We start from the raw sequence: 19894 nt of genomic DNA on the forward strand, positions 1-19894 counted from the left end.
AGACGCGAGAAACGCCTGGACGATAATGAATGCTATGGATGACTGGCTTCGCTCACTTCTTCTCCACTTGGAGCAGCGAGATTTGTTTGACCGAGAAGGTGTCTTTAATTTTCTCTTCGGCGATGACGTTCAGCTTGATGAGCGAGGCGATTTTGGAGGTATCGGGCTTTGAGAGCAGCCGCCACACTTCAAGATCAGGAACCGCTTCGAACAGCTTGTCATCGTCATATTCCTTGCGCTCTTGATGGACAACCTTGACCATATAACGCGGGGTCTCTAGCTCCGATACGCCTTGCGAAGAACAATGGCTAAGTATCTCGCCCCGCAGCTCCGACAGCTCCTGCTCAAGCTCCTTCTGCTTCTTCTTCAGCTGGTAGTACCGTTTCACTGTCTTATCCACTTGATACTCACGCTCCTCTACTACATGTCTATGCAGAGGAGGCGCCTATCAAGCCATTAGCATTTCAATTTCTCGTGCTGGATGCCGGCCGTTTCAACCTGGATCGTCGCGTGCTCAATCCGGAATTGCTTCGCGAGCAGATGAATCGCCGACTGCAGAACGGTCTGGCTGTCTTTGCCGTCCGAAATCTGCAAATGGCAGCTAAGGGCATCGAAGCCCGATGTAATTGTCCATATATGAAGGTCATGCATGTCAGTTACGCCTTCGATGGCAAGCAGCGCTTCCCGCACCTCTTTCTGATCAATCGAGGTTGGCGTTCCCTCCATCAGAATGTGCAGGGTATGCGTAATAATTCCCCATGCGCTCTTCAGGATAAGCAGCGCCACAAGCACGGAGATTATCGGATCGGCGGCGTACCAGCCGAATGCCAACATGACTGCGCCAGCAACGATGGCTCCGATGGAGCCAAGCGCATCTCCGAGTACATGCAAGTAGGCGCTGCGCAGGTTCACGTTGTTCTTCACATCGCCTTTGCGCATAAGCGCCCAAGCGCTGCCCAGATTGGCGAGCAGCCCAATCGCGGCGATGATCATCATCGAACCGCTGGCAACAGCCGGCGGATCGTTCAGCCGCTTGATCGCCTCTACGACGATGAATGCTGCAATGACGAAGAGTGCAACGCCGTTGAAGAGAGCGGCGAGAATTTCGAAGCGATGATTGCCGAATGTTCTGCGAGCGGTTGATGGCTTCGCCGCCAGCCATAGCGCCAGCAAGCTGAGCGCAAGCGCGCCGGCATCGCTCAGCATATGGCCGGAGTCGGACAGGAGCGCAAGGCTGTTCGTCAGGTAGCCGCCGACAAATTCAAGCAGCATAATGCCGAAAGTAATAATCAGTGCAATCGCAAGCCCGGCTTTGTTGCCTTCCCTGCCATGGTCATGACCGTGATGATGGTGGCCGTGATGGCTGTGCTGTTTATTCTGCTTATGTGAATGGTCATGCTGATGATTCGAATGATCGCGGTCATGATCATGATCGTGGTCGTCGTGCTTATGATCGTGCATCGTGATAGCCTCCTAACTAGTGGTCACAGTGATTGATCGCTTGGTGCAGCAGCGAGACGACGTGCTCATCGTCGCAGCTGTAGAACACTGTCGTTCCTTCACGCCGTTTCTTCACGAGCCGGATGTTGCGGAGAAAGCTTAGCTGATGCGAGACAGCCGATTGCGACAAATCCAGCACCTCCACGATATGGTTCACCGCGCATTCCTCTTGTGACAATAAGTACAGAATCTTCAGGCGGGTCGGGTCTGCCAGCGCTTTGAAGATTTGCGATATGGCTTCGACTTTTTCACTATCCAGAAATGTATGTTCGCTTACTTGCATCGGGCTCCCGCCTTCCTTATATCTAAATATGAGCATATGCTCATATTTAGATTATTAACGCACCATGCAGTATGTGTCAATACCGGGATAATAACCATTTTTCACCCATAACGTAAAATAAACTTGACACCATGTTTGGTTTGATATACATTTTGTTTGTAATACTTTACATTCAGAAGCAGCATATGGGAGGGTATACATCCGCATGACCTATCAAGAGAAGAAAAGTATCGTCTCTATCGTCACTGCGATTTTGATTTTCGGGCTTTATTGTGCATTCAAGTATGCGAATTACCCGGCGGAAGGGCTTCCAGGAACCAAAACCTATCATTATTGGGGTGCTTTCGTCCTCGTCCTCATGCTGGTTTCCATCATCGCGCACATTGTGATCAGTATCGTCTTTAACATCATCTTTCGCATCACAACTGGAGAGCAGGAACCGAAGTTCGCAGATGAGCTAGATAAGCTCATTGAATTAAAGTCGAACCGGAACGGCTTCCTCGTCTTTATCCTCGGTTTTCTTCTTGCGATGGGCTCGCTGGTTATCGATCAGCCGATATCGAACATGTTCATCATCTTAATCGTCTCCGGATTTCTATCTGACGTTACAGGCTCTGTGACGAAGCTTTATCATTACCGGAAAGGAGTTTAACATGGGCAAATATCTTGTCGGCAATCACATCCGCAGACTACGGTTCAACCACAACGAAATGACACAGCAGCAATTGGCTGACAAGGTAGGAGTCACCAGACAAACAATCGTGGCGCTGGAGAAGGGCAACTACTCTCCATCATTGGAGCTTGCTTTTCGCATCGCCAATGCATTCGGGCTTCCATTAGAAGAAGTTTTCTATTACGGGGAACACATCGAATCGTAAAGTAGATGGAGGTTGGTTAACTGTGAAATCAGCAGCGGTAGCCCCTAAAGTGACGGGCGTATTTTTCATCCTTGCGGCAATCTCTTCGATTATCGGCCTTAAACTGTATGACCCGATTCTTAACAGTACCAATTACCTGGTAAGCGGAGCTGCACATGCAGACCAGATCATTCTCGGAGCGCTGATGGAATTGATTCTTGTCGTCTCGGCGGTCGGCACTTCCGTTACCCTATTTCCTTACTTGCGTCGGTACAATGAGAGCCTCGCGCTCAGCCACGTGTGCTTTCGGTTTATGGAAGCTGTGATCATTACGGTCGGCATTATCAGCGTGCTGTCGCTGCTCACATTGAGCCGGGAATATGTAGCGGCTGGGGCGCTGAACACCGCTTCTTACCAAGCTTCCGGTACGGTATTGAAGGCAGTCCACGACTGGACGTTCTTGCTCGGACCGAATTTCATGCTGGGCATTAACACGATGATGTACAGCTATATTTTCTACAAGAGTGGACTCGTACCGCGGTTTATCCCCATTCTGGGTATGACAGGCGCATCTCTCGTGCTTATCGCCGCTCTGCTCGAAATGTTCGGCGTCTTCCCTCAAATTTCCGTTTGGGGCGCACTTCTCTCGCTGCCTGTCGCAGCGAATGAAATGATTCTCGCCGTATGGCTAATCGCGAAGGGTTTTAAAGATCATGTTCCGCCAAATGATGCCACAGACTAGTCCCACTTTCTGTTTGCATTCATAGAATGCTATAAACAGATAAAGAGGTGATTACTATGGCTATTCAAATTCTTGACGAGCGTATCTCCATTCATAACAACGGCTTCGGCGGATCGGAGCCGCTATCGACTTTGCCATTATTGGTGGGTGATATCGGACTTCAGGTTGTTGCTGCGAATCCGCTCAATTCGTCTAACGTGCGCGTGTCGCTAGTAGGTACGGTAAGCATTGATTTTGCTCCTCCGACGCCGGAATCTCCTGAGCCCGCCACCGTTTCGTTATTTGTTGAACGCGGCGGAGTTGGAACGGCGGGAACAGGCGTGACAATCTGGGAGGAACAATTTGATCTCGCACCGACTGCATCCTTGTTTCCAATCAGTATAACCGCGGCTGATTTCCCTCCGGCAGCTGACGTCTTGACTGGTCAGATAAGGTACGTGCTGTTCATCGGTGTAGACAGCCCTTTCAGCCTGGTCCTCTCCGGCCCTGCTGTATTCAACGGCAGTGCCTCTGCCGGAACGACTTAGTTTGGTTTCAGGACAGCGGTCCAGGGGAAACTGGGTCGCTGTTTTCAATTATGCCTGCCTCGCGCTGCAAAAAAAGTGCCGAAATCTCCCTTTGGGATACTCTCGGCACTTGCTCTCCAATTATTTTGTAATGACAGCAATGACTTTACTAATGGGGATGAAAATCTTCGTCCCCAGCATCGTCCTTAATACGACGATGCCATTGTTTACTTTTACGATCCGGCCTCCGATTTCTTCCGCGGAAACCATTTTAAGCACAACAAATTTCCCCCGAAAACTTCTCAAAAGAGTTGCCAATACGGCGATCCCCCCTTAACGACTTATATTCTATTATTATGAAATGCAAACGTTATGGTTCGGGCTTGTACATAGGAATGTAAGATTATTACGATGGCAATTGCGTACAGTCGGCTGGCTGCTGCTCGAATACATTGTAGTACCTGTAGAAAAGAGGTGATGATGAATGGCTACAAAATCCAAGATGACAAGAACCAGCGCGAAGCAGTGGTTAGGGCAACCCGTATATATCGAATTAAAGAACGGCCGCTCTTATGTTGGCTTTGTCACCGGTGCTGAGAATGGGCAGCTGCTCGTGTCCGGACAGAGTATTCCGCAGAAGACAAGAACGATCTCCAACAAACGTACTGGAAAAGCTAAAGTGTCCAGTTTCATGCCCGGTATGTTAGGGTCAATGGTTGGAGGCGGCTCAATGCTTGGCGGCGGTTTGCTTAAAGGTGCCGGGGGCATCGGTGGAGGAAGCGCGCTAGGCGGATTAGGTGGATTTGGCGGCGGATTCGGAGGCGGACTTGGCGGAGGTTTTGGTGGATTAGGGAAAGGCTTTGGAGGTTTAGAGAACATCATGGGATTCATGGGAAAATCATTTCCTATCATGAATTTTGGCTTTGGAATGATAAAATCCATTATGCCGATTCTGAAAATATTTAAATTTTAAGGCCTGAACCAGCTTTGCGGACAAAGCTGTCAGCGAAGCTGGTTTTGCTCCGTTCTTTTACATAGAAGGATTTGGTAAACTATGATTACCATTCGACTTAAAGGGAGGTTGACCATAATCATTTCCTCTGAAAATGAAGCACAATCCGTTATTTACGCACTGCTCCGCAATCCCTCCACTGGACAACTTCTAACGGTTCGGCAAACTAACAGCGAAGCTTGGAGCTTACCGGCATTAATCGTTACCGAGCAAACGGAAGCCTCACTTGGCTTCATAACGCGTGAAATGTCCGCACTTCTCGGACGGCCCGTCATAGCGTGCCGTTACGTATGGATCCGATTATCTGGTCAGAGCGGCGGGAACGAAGCGTTTATCGAAATAGACAGCACGGACTCCTCATTCGGAGCCCTCCAGAACAATGAACGATGGACAAGCTCCGAGGAGCTATCGTTATTGCAGCCGCATCATATCGGCGTTATTCAAGATTATTTGTTAGAGGCGACAAGCGAGGATGTGCCGGAATTCCGCCAGCCTTGGGAGCTTATCGGATGGTATACGAAGGCAATGTCTTGGATCGAGAGCTCTCTTCAAGCACTCGGAATCCAGCTCACAGCGCCTCCAGAACAGGTCAAGTGGTGGAGCCTCTCCTGCGTGCTCCGGCTCACAACCACACACGGAATCGTATATTTCAAAACAAACGCCAAGCAGCCGCTGTTTGCTCATGAGCCTGTATTTCTGACTTACATGGCGGGAGTATTTCCAGCTCATGTGCCGATTGTTCTGGCTTCTGAGACAGCCGAGGGCTGGATGCTCCTTGCTGACGCCGGGGACAAATTAAGCCGCGACACCGTGGAGAATAAAATAGAGCTACTGCGCACGTTCGGTAAAATTCAGCTTGAGATGATAACCCGTACGGAGGAAATAATAGAGCTAGGATGCGCGGACCGAAGACCACCGATGCTCCTTCCTCTTGTTAAACCGCTTCTAGAGGATCAGGTTGTCGTGTCTGAGTTTGCTCCTGAGGAGCTTGAAAGACTTCGTCGGCATTTGCCTGCCATTCTGGAGATGTGCATGCGAATTTCGACCTATGCAGTGCCATCTACACTCGTTCATGGTGATCTACATATGGGGAATGCCGTAATCAACGATGGAACAATTACGTTAATAGATTGGACGGATGCGAGTGTCGCCCATCCCTTCATGGATATGTTTATTATCTTTGGCGAAAGCGATATAGCGCTTCGGACTCAGCTGCGAGATGCTTATCTGGAAATGTGGATCGACTTCGAGCCAATGCCGCGATTGCTGGAGCTCTGGTCACTCTGCGAGGTCGTGCACGCGGTATACCATGCGGTGAGCTACCAGTCCATCCTGCATCACACCGAGGTTAAGTCCCGAGGGGAGCTAGGTCCACCAACATACTATCTTCGCAAGGCATTGCTCAGTCTTCAGTCGAGAGAAACAGATTCGGATTAGTGATGGGCGTAAGTAGACGCTATTTGACGCTACCCGCTTACCGGACAGTCGCTAACGAATCCCAGAAGCGTTATTCGACGCAAATAGCTGGTTTCTGGAATGTAACGAATCAGAGACACGCTATTCCGACGAAATCAGCCTTTTTCGGCTGCCAAAGTGGCGAATAGCGATTCTGAGATTCGTTACATTTTTTTGAGCGCCATTTCTGAACGAATAAGGTGTTTACGGTACGTTAGCCGGGTGAGCTGCTATGCGACTGGCGGTAGGGGCGGTAGGTAGCAAGCGGTAAGCTACAGCTACCTGAGATCAACCGCAGCTGGGGCCGGGATATAAAAAGGCAGAGACCATAGGTCACTGCCTGCTACAGACAAGCTTTGGAGGCAACGCGTGACAGCAGCAACAGCTCGCGCAAAAGGGCAGGTTTGCTCCTCTTGCTTCGCTCCTTCGAGCATGCCCCTTTTACTCCGCCTCCAGCACCTGCTTCACCAGCCGCTTCGGTGCGGCCCGCAAGTAGGCTTCCTTCAACAGCGTCGCCATCTCTGCCCAGTCCTTCGGCTCGCGGATGCCGATCCAGCCTCGATGCCCGATGTAGGCAGGCCGGTAGAATCGCTCCTCCTGGATAAGAATCTCCTGCGTCTCCAGATCGGACTTGAAATTCAAGCCATAGTCGCTCATCATAATGAACGTCTTCGATCTTACTTTAAACGACGTGTGACCATGTCCATCAATGAACTCGGTCGCTTCAGGAAGCGCCTCGCAGATGCGGCGCACCTGCTTCAGCATTTCCTTTCCCTCAGCCGTTTGCATGCCAATTGGATGTGACATCTCCAGCTGCCTCCCTGCGGCAAAATAACGTGCCTCTCCATCTATCCTTTCAAGTACAGCGCCCTTGCGACCGACAGCGCGGCATAGTCGCCGACCTGTTCGCCGAGCCCAGCCGGGACGATCTCACAGACGGACAGCGAGCCAGGCAGCGCCTCCTTGCGCAGCTCCTCCAGCATACAAGGCTGCAGCAGCTCCTGCTGACGCGCGTAAATACTGCCAATGACAACCTTCTGCGGATTCAAAATATCAATTAATACCGCTAATCCACGTCCGAGCTGACGCCCTACTTCCTGAAAAATCCGCACAGCATCCGGGTCACCGGCCTGCGCTGCTTCCGCCACGGCTTTCGTCGTAATCGCTTCCAGCGACGACTCGCTCGCCGAGTAGAACGAAGGTGGCTGCTCACCAGCCTCTAATCGCTTACTTACAAGCGACTGCGCCAGCCGCGCAATACCGCCCCCGCTGCAGAAGCCTTCGAACGACCCAGCCTTGTTGTACCCGACTGGTCCATCCTCGGCTAGCCGCATATGTCCGACCTCGCCGGCATTGTCGTTCGTCCCCGCATAGAGCCGACCATCCAGAATAAGCCCCGCTCCCATGCCAGTTCCGAAGGTGAGGAAGATCATATTGCGCGTGCCTCTTCCCGCCCCCCACTGCCATTCGGCGAGCGCGCAGGCGTTGGCGTCATTTTGGAGTCCGACGGGTACTCCGAAGTGCTGTTGAAACGGTGTGATGACATCAATGTGGTCCCAATTCGGCAAGTTCGGAGGGGAGAGAATAAGGCCCCGCGTGCTGTCCAGCGGTCCGCCGCAGCTGATACCGATGGCTTGCAGTCTTTGTTTGTCTTCAGGGTGCTGCTCTAGCAAGTTGACTAGCTCGTGAAGTAGTTGTTGAAGTGTTTCGTGAGGAGATGGAGCGGTTGGAAAAGATGTTTTAGCGATGATGTCAATGTCGTGATCGGTAGCGCGTCCAAGAGTAATCGCACACTTGGTTCCGCCTATATCAAGTCCGGCAAAAGTCAGCATGAGCCGAAGAACGCCTCCTCCAGCATAATGCAAAGCGTATGGTAGATCGGTAGATGCCGCTCTTGAATGGCCGGTGTCGCGGAGTGAGGCACTACAATCGTGACATCGCACAGCTCCTTCAGTTTGCCGCCGGTACCGCCGGTGAGCGCGATTGTCCGAAGCCCTTTCGCCTTGGCGACCTGCACGGCATGGACGACATTGCGTGAATTGCCCGATGTGCTGAGGCCGAGGAAGACGTCGCCTGACCTGCCATATCCGTACACCTGCTGGGCAAAAGCCGTCTCGTACGACCGATCATTCGCGAACGCCGTATTGAAGGCGTTCTGGCTAACGAGCGACAGCGCGGGAAGTGCCCCCTGCAGCTGATCGCACAACAATGCGCCGTCCTCGGGGAACAGCCCCGTAACGGTGTCTCGGAACTGCTGCGGCACAGGGCGCGGCAGCAAGAAACCCTTCATCAGCTCGCCGACGATATGCTCGCTATCCGAAGCGCTGCCGCCATTACCGGCGACGAGCAGCTGCCCGCCCTCGCGGTAACAGTGCTCGAGCAGCTCATAGGCTTGCCCTATGGCAGGGAGGCACTCGGCAATATCGGGGTAATTGTGCTGAAGAGCAGCCAGATGCTTGTTCATCGTGCAGCCTCCTCCTTCAGAGAGCTGCAATGCAGCCATGGAGTGGAATTATTGTCGACGCCTTGCACCAGAACAGGAAACTTGTTGCTTAGTGGAGAGAACTGCTTAGACATAGGCTTTTTTGTCGCTCCTTTTGGGCGGATGTATATTCCAAAATCCTGCATTTATCGTAGGCGATTCTTGTCCTTTTGTCGATAGCTTCGGCTTACAAAAAAACGGCCAGGAGCATAAGAAGCTTCTGACCGCATGGTTTGTCATACTATTACTATGATTTCAGCCCGAGCAGCTCGCTGACCGTAACAAACCGATAGCCCTGCGCGGCCGCTTCCTCTAGCAGAATCGAGATGGCAGCGAGCGATTGCGAACGGTCGCCGAATCCGTCGTGGAACAGCAGAATGCTCCCGCTTCGCATGACCGCTCGAGTCGTATCTACAATGTGCGAGACGCCGGGCATATCCCAATCATTTGCTTCAAGATTAACGCCGTGAATGACCGCGTAGCCGAACTCGCCTGCAACGCCAAGCAGCTCGTCGTTCACGGCCAGATAAGGCGGGCGGAACGTATTCGGACGCATACCGGTTACCGCAGAGATCAGCTGCTCAGCCCGCTGAAGCTCCTCTACTTGCCCCTCTCGGTCAAGCTCCGGTAGACGCGGATGCGAGTAGCTATGGTTGCCTAGTTCATGCCCTTCCAGGACGATGCGCCTTGCAATCTCCGGATACTTTTCCATATTCGTACCCTGAACGTAGAAGGTTGCCTTCCCGCCATACTGCTTGAACGTATCGAGGAACTGCGGCGTCCATTCCGGGTTAGGCCCGTCGTCGAACGTGAACGCCAGAAGCTTCTCCTCCGTCTGTACTTCATTGTAGATCGTCGCTGCTGCCTTCATGAAGATCACTCCTTATTTCGGTGAATAAGTGCCATCATTAATCGCCTTAATGAACTCGACCGGCACTTTCGGCTTCCGATCGTAGGTCACGAGACCGTTAATCTCCTGCTCAACGTCCGTTAGCTGCGTATAGCAATATCCTTGCACGACAGGCGATTGGAGCATTGGCTGAATGACATTGTGGAGGCGCTCCAAAAATTCCTCGTCTGTTGATGCGCCGGAGTAGCCCCAGCCTTCCCAGTCGCTCTTCTTGAAGGCGATTCCGCCAAACTCGGTCACGAGAATCGGCTGGCCTTCGTACTTGAAGCCGCCTACGCTCAGTTGCCGGTTCGCCGGCATCGCACTTACTGCTTTCTCCACGCACGAGTATCTATCCTGCAACACTTCGCTTCTCCACTCATAATCGTGAATGTTGAACAGATCGGTCTTGACGAGCTCCCAGCCGTCATTCGAGACGACAGGTCTCGTCGCATCAATCGACTTCGTCAAGTAGTACATCGCAAGCGCATGCTGCTGCTGCTGAACATCAATCTGAATATTCGGCACGCCCCAGCTTTCATTAAGCGGCACCCAAGCGACGATGGAAGGATGGTTGTAGTCGCGCTCAACCGCTTCCTGCCATTCTTTCGCGAACCGCTCCGCATACTTCTCCGAATAGTCGTACGCATTTGCCATCTCACCCCAGACGACCAGCCCCAGCTTGTCGCACCAGTACAGATAACGGGGATCTTCAACCTTCTGATGCTTCCGCGCTCCGTTGAAGCCCATCGCCTTCGTTAGCAGCACGTCCTCTTTAATCGCCTCATCGGACGGCGGCGTCAGGTTGCCATCAGGGAAGTAACCTTGATCCAGTACCAGCTTCATATAGTAAGGGCGGTTGTTCAAACAGAGCTTTCCATTCTCCACCGATACTTTACGCAGGCCAAAATAACTCTCCACAAGGTCGACCGGCTCCCCATCCCGAAGCAGCGTGAACGAGACATCATAAAGATTCGGATGCTCTGGCGACCACAGCCGCCCAAGCCCGTGCTCATTGAAGTCGCGAAGCTTAATCGTTCTCGACTCGTGTTCGGCGAAGAGGGAGTACTGATCATCCGCAACCTGCTTGCCATCCGCTGTAATGGTAACTCGCAGCTGTAGTTGCTGCGAAGAGTCCCAGCCTGTCAGGAAAGAGCGAATGACAACCTCATTGCGATCTACGTCAGGGGTCATACGCACCCGCTCCAAGCGAACCGCCGATACCGCTTCCAGCCAGACCGACTGCCAGATGCCTGTCGTTCTCGTGTAGAAGATGGACGCGGAATCGTTCAGCCAATACTGCTTGCCGCGAGGCAGCGTGATGTCCTCGCTATAATCTATCGCCTGCACGACGATCCAGTTTTCATCCGCTTGCAGATAATCGGTAATGTCCGCATGGAACGGCGTATGGCCGCCTTCGTGGCGAACGGCAAAATGTCCATTGACCCACACCGTTGCCTCGTAATCGACGGCGCCGAAGTGCAGAATCGTTCTCAGGCCGGCGAATACTGCTGGAACCTCAAGCCTCTTGCGATACCAGACACAATCATGAAACGAAGGATCTGCAATGCGGCTCAGCTTGCTTTGGAATGCGAACGGAACTTGAATCCGCTTCGATAAAGCTCGCTTCCCGCTGAACCAGTGCTCCTTCTGACCGATGCGTTCATCGTCGAATTCGAATTCCCATTCCCCATTCAAGCTCTCCCACAGTTCACGAGCAAACTGCGGACGCGGATAATCCAATCTTGGCGTGTTTGTCATACGAAGAAACCCTCCATTAGTTCGGCGTTTATGATTTGAGGCTCATATTTTGAGTATTGGATTGTTTTGGTCTCGATAATCTTTAGGCGTCATCCCAGTCTCGGACTTGAATACACGGTTGAAATGACGGATATTCGCGAATCCGGTCTGCTCTGCAATGCTCGTCACTTTCTCTTCGGTCAGGAGCAGCCTGCGCCTCGCTTCTTCGATACGAATCCCCGACAGATGCTCCACGAACGTGCTGCCCGTCTTCTGCTTGAACAACGTGCTGAAGTATGCGGTGTTCAAGAATACATGATCGGCGACTTCCTTCAGTGTTATCGGCTCAGCGTAATGTCGATCCAGATAGCGGATCGCTTTCTGAATCGGATCGCGTTCCACATGCTGCTGCCCGGTAGCAATGCTCGCCGTTAATCGGCTGAATAAATCTTTGCAGTGCACGATCAGCTCATCCTGCGATGACATGGCGCATACTTCAATGATGAGTGTCCGAATATCCTGTGTACCGAGCCAACTTCTGGCGATGCCAAGGTCTTCCGACAACTCATAGTAATGGATAAACAGCTTGCATATATGCTGATGGACAGTTTCCGGCGTCTGCGCTTGGCTGCATAAATCAGCGATAGCCGCTTCGACACAAGCATCGATTTCATCCGTTCTACCGCCATTGATGGCCTGCTCCAGCGCTTCCCATTTCCACTTCTTCATGCTTAATTTGATATGATTGTCCTTCGATGTATGCTCATATTCGAGCACCTTGTCTCCGCCGACAACAAGCCGGTAGAGCAGTGCGATCGAAGCTTCGCCGAATGTAATCGGTACAAGCTCGAACCCCTTCACTGGACGGCCGACACCGATGGTAACCGTCATGTTCGAGAGCGACTTGATCTGCCTGCATATGGATTCCGCCACTTCAAGCAGCTTCGTGCGGGAGCCGTCGGAATCAGGCAAATTTATGAAGGCGACGACCTCCGATTCGGAGTAGACGAAGCTGAATCCTTTGCACCGATTGTCTAGTATCTCCTGAACAAACTGCTGAATATAGAGCTGAAACAAGGATGGGTCAGAGCTGCTGTAACGTTCGCTGTCGATAGATTGCTTATCGAGCTTAATGACTAAGCTCGCATAATAGGGATCGTCAAACTGAATGCCGATTCGGGCGAGCACATCAAGATCCTGCTGCCCCACTTGATTGCGATTCAGACCTGCTACCAGCTGGTCGCCGGCATGGCGGCGCGCCTGATAGTCGTCCTGTCGCTCATCCGCAGCGGCGGCGGAAGGCTTGTGCGTTGCCGTTAATCTTAGCTTCTCCTGCAGCCTGTCCAGTACCCGGAACAGCTCTGCCCGCTCAACCGGCTTCATGAGATAGTCGATTGCGCCGTGACGCAGCGATTGCTGCACATAGGAGAAGTCGTCGTAACCACTGATGACCACACACAGCATGGTAGGGAAACGGTCGCGCAAAATATTTTGCAGCTGAATGCCGTCCATGCGAGGCATCCGAATATCCGTCAGCACGATGTCAGGCCGCAGCTGCTCCAGCATCTCCAGTGCCTCGAAGCCGTCCCGCGCGTCGCCGACGACTTCAAAGTCGCCCTCCTTCGCAGCAATCATGGCACGCAGTCCTCTGCGGAATACCGTTTCATCGTCCACAATGACTAGTTTGGGCATCCTCGATCGTCCTCCCCTCTTAACTAAGATGCATTATTTTAGAACAGGAAGCGAAAGGGTCACTCGAAGTCCTTGATAAGGCATGCTCTCCAGTTGGATACCGAACGGCTCGCCATAATGCAGCACGATACGGCGATGCACGTTGAGCAGCCCGTTGCCGCTCTTGCCGCCAAGTTCTTTGGACGTATACAGCCGCTCCTTCAGCATCTCCAGCTCGTCATGCGTCAGGCCAATCCCGTCATCCTCGATTATGATCGTAAGTCTGCCATCTTGGGTGAAACCACTGACCCGGATTCGTCCCGTACCGACGCCTTTGTCCAGTCCATGATTGATCGCATTCTCCACGATCGGCTGGATCATGAGCGGAATGACGTTGCAGTCCAGCGCTTCTTGATCAATCTGTTGTTCGTATTGAATCCGCTCTTCATAGCGGATTTTCTGAATGCTCATATAGCCAGCGACATGCTCAAGCTCATCTCGCAGCGTCACCGTTTCTTTACGGCTGCTAAGACTATAGCGGAGCAACCGGCTCAGGTTATTCGCCATCGTTACGATTTCACGGTTATTCTCAAGCTCCGCGAACATGCTGATAGAACCTAACGTGTTATATAGAAAATGCGGATTAATCTTGCTCTGCAGCGCAGCAATCTGGGCATCCTTCTCCCGAATCTCCGTCTCATACAGCAAGTAGCCAAGCTCGCTCAGCTTCGATACCATCGTATTAAAAGCGTTGCCCAGCTGACCAACCTCATCGCTTGCCGTAACCGGGAACATGACCTGAAGCTCCCCTTGTTCGACCTTGCGCATCAAGCGGCTCAGCTTGCGCAGCGGATTGGCCATCCGGAAAGCAATAAACACGGACAAGAGCATCGCAAGGCCGATGCAGACAACCATTGCCACTGACATGGAGTTACGGACGACGACGCTATCCTTCATAAGCGCGCGAACCGGCACGGCGCTTAGTGTCGTCCATCCGGTTACAGGCGAAGTGACATAAGCGACCAGCAAATTGCCGGATTTGCCGGAGCCATCCACATGGGCGACGCCTTCTCCTTGCAGCTGGCCCCAGTCCGCCGTTAGCTTCGAGCCATTCTGTTCGATGACCGTACCGCCGCTTGCATTAATGATCTTCAACGCTTCCTTCTCGCCCAGACTCACTTGCTTCAAAATATTGCGCACCGAGTTCGGATCTATATCGATGACAATATAGCCGATCGTCTTGCCCGTATCGAAGCTTCTCAGCTCGCGGGCAATCGAGAAGACGTTATATTTGGTGCCGCTCGTCGATTGAATTTCATGCGTCGTTATAAAAGTCGGCTGGCCGAATTGCGACTTGGTCTGCTTTAGCCATTCGGTGCTCTCGTCCAGCATATATGTCGTCATATATTGGCTGTCGGGCATGACGACGTATGAAGCGCCTTTCTCTCCATACAGCGATACGCCCATAATGTCGACGCGGCCATTGATGAAGATTTTCGATACAAAATTGTTTAAGTGTGAAATTTCGTCAAGCGTAAGCGGCTGCCCTGTCGTTCGCGCCGAGCCGATATAGTCGAGAATTTCCTTATAACTATACGGAGATAGCGTGAGCCGGTTCAGCTCATTCATATACGTGTCGATATTGAGCGTCACTTGCTTGATCGTTTGCAGCTGGTAGCTGCCGACATTCGTTTCCATCGTGCCCTGAAAGCGTGCGAACGAGTAGAGGCCCATAGCCGACAACGGCATGACGACAAGGATGAAGTTGACGAGAATCAGCTTGCGTGCAAGCCCCTGATTTCTGAACCACCGTGGCAAACTCCGCAGCCAGCTCATGAGTTCGTACGCAGCGCCGCGTTTACTTTGTCCGTTGCTTTGCGGAGCGTTTGCTCAGGCGACTGCTGTTTGTAATTCATTCGTTCAAATTCCCCTATAAGTATTTCTATGATCGACCATTGCTTGACGTTGCGGGGCCAGTAAGCAACATAGTTGGCAACCGCAGCATAGTCGCTCCGGTATTTAAGTTCGTTAAACGCCTTATCCTTCACGACCTTGGTCATGCTGGGCACATGGCCTGCTTCCGCCCACATCTCGCCATGCTCGACCATCCACTTGGCAAACGTCATGATCGCCTTGCGTTTCTCCGCAGGCATATCGCCTTTCTTCGGAATGGCAAGGGTATGGGAATCGCCCCATGCAGACGGCAGATCATACAGCTTCGGAACCGGAATCACGCCAAATTCAAGCCCTCTCACATGCTCCAGCGCGCCTGTCGCCCACATGCCGAGGAAGAGCACCGCCGCCTTGCCGTCCGAGAACAGCTTGAATGAATCGTTAATATTCGGCGGAATCAAGCCTTCCGTATTCAGCCGATGAATAAACTTTAGCGCTTGCAGCGCCTGCGGATTATCGAAGGCAGCCTTGGTGCCGTCTTCGCTATACATCGCGCCGCCGCCCTTCATCTGGTTGTACAAGCTCCACCAGAGCCAAACCGAATCGATACGAGTGCTTGGCTCAGCAAGCGGCGCTACATCTGACGGCACGGATTTCTTAATCTGTTGCAAGAAAGCGTGGAAGCCTTCGCTCCCTTTGCCAATGATCGGCTTGTCCGAAGCATCCAAGAGACCTGCCTGCTGCAGAAATGCTTTGTTGTAATACATGACAAGTGCGTGCGTATCGAGAGGTACCGCGTAGGAATGCCCGTCATACACGGTGGAAGCGAGAATATTCGGATTGAACTGTTTCCAATCGAGCCCGGTCTCCTCCGCAGGTGCTGTCAGGTCCTCGATGTAGCCGTTCTGGACAAACTGAGGCATGCTGGTCGTATGAACAATTGCAACATCCGGCGCGTTTCCGGCCAGAATTGCAGTACGAAGGCGCGAGTAATAGTCATCCAGCCGCGAGTTGGTCTGCACGACTTGAATGCCCGACTGCTCCTTATTGAAGCGATTGACCATCGCAGTCATAAACTGATTGTCTCCACCGCTAAACGGAGTCCAATAGTCGATTCGAATGGCGGCATCCCTGTTTGGCTGTACCTTTGTCTCGGATCTATTGTTGTCTCTACAGCCGCTGAGCAAACCGCTGAGGATGGCTATTAGCGCTATGATCGCTGTCAGCTGAGACCAGCTGCCGTTACCGCGATTGAACCCACTTGCTGCATGTCCCTTGTTGCCCTGCACCTTCGCATACCTCCGTCTATCAACCCGTAATGTCTATGTAGTCAATGCTTGGATTGCCAGATACCGCCTCGATCTTGATCGTGTGAACGCCTGCCTTCAAGCTCACAGTGACATCTACCGGAACGAACACATTCCGATCCGTCTTGCCCACTTCCACCGTCTTCGTCTTGTCGCCGTCAATCGTAATCTTCAATTGAACCGCTTGCTCGCCTGAGTTCGAAGCCGCAATTCGCAAGGTATAGTCGCTCTTCTCAGGTACAGCAATATTCGTGAACTGTACAGCGGATGCGGACTTGGCATCGCCAGCATCGTCACCTTCGCCGCTCGGCGCAAGCTTCGCGACTCCCCAGCCGGACGCGAACGGATTTTCTTCAGCTTCCGCTTTCCCTTCTGCCCCCGCATTCTCTGCTTCATAGCGCGGGATTTCAATTGCCGCTATTTCCAGTCCTGCTCGTGCAGCAGGCAGCGAAATGACATTGTTGTCCGATTGCAGCAGCGCAGCTTGCGTATACACATATCCGGTCTGCTCTGCCTTCGTTGGTGCCAGCTCGACAGGCGCTGCCATCTTGTCGCCGTTCACCAATAGATCCACTGACAGCGAATCTCCGCCCGTATTGCGATAATGAATAAGCAGCGGCACTTCCGTATCAAACTTCGCAGGAATGCCATCGAACTCCAGCCGCTCTCCTGCTTTTCTCGCTTGCTCCGCCTTAATGACTCCCGCTCCCGCAGGCGCAACAATCGCAGTATCCAGCGATAGCGGCTTGCCGAACTCAGGCATGCCTGCCTCGTTCCAGCTCACTCGCTGCGCTCTTGCTTTTCGGTTGTTCCAGCCGTCTGAACTGCCAGTCGTAGCGTGGTAAACGATCCAGTCCTCTGTTCCGTCTGGCGAAGTGACGAATGAGTTATGCCCTGGCCCGAACACGCCAGCCTGCTCATTCATCTGCAGCAGCGGCTGCTCGGACTTCTTCCAATTGGCCGCTACGAGCGGGTCTGTTCCCGGTTCGAGCGCCAGCAATCCGAGACTGTAGAACGGCGTCCAGCTGCCCGCTCCCGAGTAGACGATGAACAGACGTCCATCCTTCTTGCTTCGCAGAATGGACTGCCCCTCGTTAATGTAAGGCGGACCTCCGGCCTGCTCCCAATCGAGCGTCGGCTCATTGAGCAGAACGCGTGGACCACTGATCGTCAGCGGATCGCTCATCGGCGCAATGTACGTGTTCTGCTGCACGTTCACATCGCCTTCCCAGCCGGACCAGACGAAGTACAGCTTCCCTTCATGCTCCATCGCAAGGCCGTCGATCGCCCATTTGTTCGTCTCGTCCTTCACTTGACCTTTGAACGCGTAATCGCCCATCGGGTCTTCTGTATCCGCTTCCAATACATACATGCGGTGATTCTCGTTTAAGCCGTCATCCGCGGCAAAATAGATATACCACTTGCCCTGAATATACTGAATTTCAGGTGCCCATAGATTCGCCGAATATGCCGTATCAAGCGGCGGATACCAGACTGTCTTGCTCTGCGCCTGGCGGAAGTCCAGCGTTCTCGACTTCATGACCATCACATCAGCGCCATTATGCGTAAACGTCATATAATAATAGCCATCTTTATAAACAACGCTCGGGTCCGGCGTATCCATCTCCGCGAGCGTATTCTTGAACGTGCCTCCGTGTCCATTATAAACGACAGGCTCATTCGCTGTCCCTTTGTCCATCCGATCACTCCCTATCCAAATTCCTACAATTGCTATAACCAGCAAGCAGGCTGAGGCGAGCAGGGCGCTTGTTCGCTTGCCGAGTTTCTTCACTGATATCCCCTCCCTCTTCTACTCTACTATTTAATGCCGGATTGCGTAACTGCCTTAACGAAAGAACGCTGGCCGACAATAAATACGAGCAGTACCGGAAGTGTCGCAATAACCGTCATCGCCATAAGCTTGCCATAGGACTGCGTATAGCTGCCCTGTGCCATCAAGGAAATACCTGCCGTAATGGTGCGCATCTCCGGCGAAGTGGTGACATAGAGCGGCCAGACGAAATCGTTATAAATGCCCATGAACGTGAAGATGCCGAGCGTGACGAGCACCGGAACGGACGATGGAACAAGGATGCTTGCATAGATGCGCCATTTGTTCGCCCCGTCGATACGCGCCGCCTCTTCGATTTCTCTCGGGAACGACTTATAGAACTGGAAGAGCAGGAAGACGCCGAACGCCCCGCCCGAATACGGCAAAATAAGCGCGTAGTATGTATTAATGAAGCCAAACGAGTTGAACTCCATATACATCGGCAGGAACGTCAGAATGCCTGGAATCATGAGCGAGGCGATGAACATCGCGAACAGCGTTTTGCGGAATGGCAGATCCTTCAGCCGTGCCAGTGCATACGCAGCCATCGAATCAATAATGAGGACAATGGCCGTGCCCGCGACGCCAGAGAACAGCGAGTTCGTAATCCAGCGAATAATCGGCACGTTCATCAGCTCGCCATTCAAGCCTTGGCGATAGTTGTCCCAGGTCAGCTTCTTCGGAATAAAATTCATCTGGCCGGACAGCGCTTCAAAATCATTTTTCAATGAGGTAGAAACCATCCATACGAGCGGCAATATGAAAATAACCGCTAGCAGAATGGCGAGTATCGACAGTGCGAAGGACTTCGATTTACGCATCTTGTTGCTCCTTTCCTGCATACGCGAGACGGTATTGCACAAGCGAGATGAGCATAATGGATACCGCCATGACGATGGCCATCGCCGAAGCGGAACCGATCGACTTGCCCTTGAACGCTTCATCAAGCACATTCATCAGCAGCACCTTCGTGCTGTCCCCAGGACCACCGCGCGTTAACAAGAATGGCTGTGCAAAAATGTTAAACGATGCAATGGTCGACGTAATGAGCACGAACAGCATGACCGGACGAATCGTCGGCAGCGTAATGCCCGTGAATTGCTGCCACGCATTCGCGCCGTCAATCGAAGCTGCTTCATAATAATCCTCCGGCACTTCGTTAAGCGCATTAATGAAAATAACCATATTGAAGCCGACGGTCCACCAAATCGTAGTCGATACGAGCGAGAGCCAGGCCCATGGCAAGTCGGTCAGCCATGGAACCGGCGCGATCTCGAACTTCTGAAGCAGACTATTAATGAGGCCGGCGTTAGTATCGAACATCATGAGCCAGATGACCGCCATGACAGAAGCGGAGATGGCGAAGGGCATAAAGTAGACGGTGCGGAACAAGCCGCGAATGCGGTCTGGCAGGCGATTAACGAGCAGCGCCAGTCCAAGGCCTACGAGCATTAAGAGCGGAACGGAATAGAGCACGAATTGAACGGTATTCCATAAGCCGTGGAAGAACTGCGCGTTAAGATAAGAGCCGAACGTGAAGATTTCGGCGTAGTTGCTGAAGCCGACAAATTTATGCTCATCGGACAGCAGTTCGAAATTATGCAAGCTGATATACACGCCGTAGCCAATCGGGAACAGCATAAACAGCGCGAAACAGATCGTGTAAGGCAATGCGAATAGAGATGAGCTAAGCCGGGATTGCCACGTTGCTTTCATTATGTACCCC

General features: G+C 52.4%; 21 protein-coding genes. 6 read left to right on the top strand and 15 right to left on the bottom strand.

From position 1 onward, the window contains the following. Positions 1–52: 52 nt before the first annotated feature. The 3 genes from AC0LWF_RS18955 to AC0LWF_RS18965 are packed head-to-tail and all read right to left on the bottom strand — an operon-like array spanning position 53 to position 1783. Positions 53–400, bottom strand: a complete 348-nt coding sequence (locus AC0LWF_RS18955) for a hypothetical protein (RefSeq protein WP_474653104.1) — start codon at positions 398–400, stop codon at positions 53–55. Positions 401–456: 56 nt separating this feature from the next. Continuing rightward, positions 457–1461 carry a cation diffusion facilitator family transporter gene (locus AC0LWF_RS18960; protein WP_474653105.1) on the bottom strand — a complete coding sequence of 335 codons (1005 nt, stop codon included), beginning with the start codon at positions 1459–1461 and terminating at the stop codon, positions 457–459. Between the two features lie 16 nt (positions 1462–1477). Next, positions 1478–1783, bottom strand: coding sequence for an ArsR/SmtB family transcription factor (locus tag AC0LWF_RS18965; protein ID WP_474653106.1), 306 nt, complete (start codon positions 1781–1783; stop codon positions 1478–1480). 205 nt (positions 1784–1988) lie between these two features. On the opposite strand from AC0LWF_RS18965, the gene AC0LWF_RS18970 reads away from it, so the two are divergent. From AC0LWF_RS18970 to AC0LWF_RS18985, 4 genes are read left to right on the top strand one after another with little or no spacing between them, the layout of a single operon-like run. Continuing rightward, complete coding sequence (locus AC0LWF_RS18970) at positions 1989–2435, top strand: hypothetical protein (RefSeq protein WP_474653107.1); 447 nt, start codon at positions 1989–1991, stop codon at positions 2433–2435. A gap of 1 nt (position 2436) precedes the next feature. Further along, positions 2437–2661, top strand: a complete 225-nt coding sequence (locus tag AC0LWF_RS18975) for a helix-turn-helix transcriptional regulator (RefSeq protein WP_474653108.1) — start codon at positions 2437–2439, stop codon at positions 2659–2661. 22 nt (positions 2662–2683) lie between these two features. Continuing rightward, on the top strand, positions 2684–3382 hold the full coding sequence (locus AC0LWF_RS18980; RefSeq protein WP_474653109.1) for a DUF4386 domain-containing protein: 699 nt from the start codon (positions 2684–2686) through the stop codon (positions 3380–3382). Between the two features lie 56 nt (positions 3383–3438). After that, complete coding sequence (locus tag AC0LWF_RS18985) at positions 3439–3909, top strand: hypothetical protein (protein ID WP_474653110.1); 471 nt, start codon at positions 3439–3441, stop codon at positions 3907–3909. Between the two features lie 120 nt (positions 3910–4029). Here the strand turns inward: AC0LWF_RS18985 and AC0LWF_RS18990 are convergent, their stop codons facing one another. Then, the gene (locus AC0LWF_RS18990; protein WP_177182772.1) at positions 4030–4167 is read right to left on the bottom strand and encodes a hypothetical protein; all 138 of its coding nucleotides are present in this window, start codon (positions 4165–4167) and stop codon (positions 4030–4032) included. 205 nt (positions 4168–4372) lie between these two features. Between AC0LWF_RS18990 and AC0LWF_RS18995 the strand changes: the two genes are divergently transcribed. Together AC0LWF_RS18995 and AC0LWF_RS19000 are read left to right on the top strand one after the other, a co-directional pair. Next, positions 4373–4861: a hypothetical protein gene (locus tag AC0LWF_RS18995; protein WP_474653111.1), complete on the top strand. Its 489-nt coding sequence runs from the start codon at positions 4373–4375 to the stop codon at positions 4859–4861. Positions 4862–4942: 81 nt separating this feature from the next. Next, entirely contained in the window at positions 4943–6337 is a 1395-nt protein-coding gene (locus AC0LWF_RS19000) for a phosphotransferase family protein (protein WP_474653112.1), read from the top strand. A 459-nt stretch (positions 6338–6796) separates the two neighbouring features. Here AC0LWF_RS19000 and AC0LWF_RS19005 read toward each other — a convergent pair whose 3' ends face one another. From AC0LWF_RS19005 to AC0LWF_RS19055, 11 genes are all read right to left on the bottom strand, one after another. After that, the gene (locus AC0LWF_RS19005) at positions 6797–7162 is read right to left on the bottom strand and encodes an MmcQ/YjbR family DNA-binding protein (RefSeq protein WP_474653113.1); all 366 of its coding nucleotides are present in this window, start codon (positions 7160–7162) and stop codon (positions 6797–6799) included. 41 nt (positions 7163–7203) lie between these two features. Further along, the gene (locus tag AC0LWF_RS19010; RefSeq protein ID WP_474653114.1) at positions 7204–8187 is read right to left on the bottom strand and encodes an ROK family protein; all 984 of its coding nucleotides are present in this window, start codon (positions 8185–8187) and stop codon (positions 7204–7206) included. Then, the gene (locus AC0LWF_RS19015; protein ID WP_474653115.1) at positions 8181–8819 is read right to left on the bottom strand and encodes a D-sedoheptulose-7-phosphate isomerase; all 639 of its coding nucleotides are present in this window, start codon (positions 8817–8819) and stop codon (positions 8181–8183) included. Before AC0LWF_RS19015 ends, AC0LWF_RS19010 begins: the two co-directional genes overlap by 7 nt. Positions 8820–9084: 265 nt before the next feature. Further along, the gene (locus tag AC0LWF_RS19020) at positions 9085–9708 is read right to left on the bottom strand and encodes a polysaccharide deacetylase family protein (RefSeq protein WP_474653116.1); all 624 of its coding nucleotides are present in this window, start codon (positions 9706–9708) and stop codon (positions 9085–9087) included. A 12-nt stretch (positions 9709–9720) separates the two neighbouring features. Further along, a complete protein-coding gene (locus tag AC0LWF_RS19025; RefSeq protein ID WP_474653117.1) occupies positions 9721–11487 on the bottom strand; it encodes a glycoside hydrolase family 2 protein in 1767 nt (588 codons plus the stop codon). Positions 11488–11529: 42 nt separating this feature from the next. Next, the gene (locus AC0LWF_RS19030; RefSeq protein ID WP_474653118.1) at positions 11530–13158 is read right to left on the bottom strand and encodes a response regulator transcription factor; all 1629 of its coding nucleotides are present in this window, start codon (positions 13156–13158) and stop codon (positions 11530–11532) included. Positions 13159–13191: 33 nt separating this feature from the next. Next, the gene (locus AC0LWF_RS19035; protein WP_474653119.1) at positions 13192–14955 is read right to left on the bottom strand and encodes a sensor histidine kinase; all 1764 of its coding nucleotides are present in this window, start codon (positions 14953–14955) and stop codon (positions 13192–13194) included. A 14-nt stretch (positions 14956–14969) separates the two neighbouring features. Beyond that, entirely contained in the window at positions 14970–16319 is a 1350-nt protein-coding gene (locus tag AC0LWF_RS19040) for an ABC transporter substrate-binding protein (RefSeq protein WP_474653120.1), read from the bottom strand. Between the two features lie 19 nt (positions 16320–16338). Further along, positions 16339–18129, bottom strand: coding sequence for a family 43 glycosylhydrolase (locus tag AC0LWF_RS19045; RefSeq protein ID WP_474653121.1), 1791 nt, complete (start codon positions 18127–18129; stop codon positions 16339–16341). Between the two features lie 26 nt (positions 18130–18155). Beyond that, positions 18156–18989 (bottom strand): carbohydrate ABC transporter permease, encoded by an 834-nt coding sequence (locus AC0LWF_RS19050; protein ID WP_474653122.1) that lies wholly within the window; start codon positions 18987–18989, stop codon positions 18156–18158. Continuing rightward, entirely contained in the window at positions 18982–19884 is a 903-nt protein-coding gene (locus AC0LWF_RS19055) for a carbohydrate ABC transporter permease (protein WP_474653123.1), read from the bottom strand. Before AC0LWF_RS19055 ends, AC0LWF_RS19050 begins: the two co-directional genes overlap by 8 nt. Between the last annotated feature and the right edge of the window lie 10 nt (positions 19885–19894).

The sequence above is a fragment of the Paenibacillus sp. sgz302114 genome, from assembly GCF_056120345.1.

What these genes read in the sequence shown, in the direction of transcription:
- AC0LWF_RS18960 (WP_474653105.1), bottom strand. Translation starts at nt 1,461, where the DNA reads ATGCACGATCATAAGCACGACGACCACGATCATGATCATGACCGCGAT.
- AC0LWF_RS18965 (WP_474653106.1), bottom strand. Translation starts at nt 1,783, where the DNA reads ATGCAAGTAAGCGAACATACATTTCTGGATAGTGAAAAAGTCGAAGCC.
- AC0LWF_RS18970 (WP_474653107.1), top strand. Translation starts at nt 1,989, where the DNA reads ATGACCTATCAAGAGAAGAAAAGTATCGTCTCTATCGTCACTGCGATT.
- AC0LWF_RS18975 (WP_474653108.1), top strand. Translation starts at nt 2,437, where the DNA reads ATGGGCAAATATCTTGTCGGCAATCACATCCGCAGACTACGGTTCAAC.
- AC0LWF_RS18985 (WP_474653110.1), top strand. Translation starts at nt 3,439, where the DNA reads ATGGCTATTCAAATTCTTGACGAGCGTATCTCCATTCATAACAACGGC.
- AC0LWF_RS18995 (WP_474653111.1), top strand. Translation starts at nt 4,373, where the DNA reads ATGGCTACAAAATCCAAGATGACAAGAACCAGCGCGAAGCAGTGGTTA.
- AC0LWF_RS19000 (WP_474653112.1), top strand. Translation starts at nt 4,943, where the DNA reads ATGATTACCATTCGACTTAAAGGGAGGTTGACCATAATCATTTCCTCT.
- AC0LWF_RS19005 (WP_474653113.1), bottom strand. Translation starts at nt 7,162, where the DNA reads ATGTCACATCCAATTGGCATGCAAACGGCTGAGGGAAAGGAAATGCTG.
- AC0LWF_RS19010 (WP_474653114.1), bottom strand. Translation starts at nt 8,187, where the DNA reads ATGCTGACTTTTGCCGGACTTGATATAGGCGGAACCAAGTGTGCGATT.
- AC0LWF_RS19015 (WP_474653115.1), bottom strand. Translation starts at nt 8,819, where the DNA reads ATGAACAAGCATCTGGCTGCTCTTCAGCACAATTACCCCGATATTGCC.
- AC0LWF_RS19020 (WP_474653116.1), bottom strand. Translation starts at nt 9,708, where the DNA reads ATGAAGGCAGCAGCGACGATCTACAATGAAGTACAGACGGAGGAGAAG.
- AC0LWF_RS19025 (WP_474653117.1), bottom strand. Translation starts at nt 11,487, where the DNA reads ATGACAAACACGCCAAGATTGGATTATCCGCGTCCGCAGTTTGCTCGT.
- AC0LWF_RS19030 (WP_474653118.1), bottom strand. Translation starts at nt 13,158, where the DNA reads ATGCCCAAACTAGTCATTGTGGACGATGAAACGGTATTCCGCAGAGGA.
- AC0LWF_RS19050 (WP_474653122.1), bottom strand. Translation starts at nt 18,989, where the DNA reads ATGCGTAAATCGAAGTCCTTCGCACTGTCGATACTCGCCATTCTGCTA.
- AC0LWF_RS19055 (WP_474653123.1), bottom strand. Translation starts at nt 19,884, where the DNA reads ATGAAAGCAACGTGGCAATCCCGGCTTAGCTCATCTCTATTCGCATTG.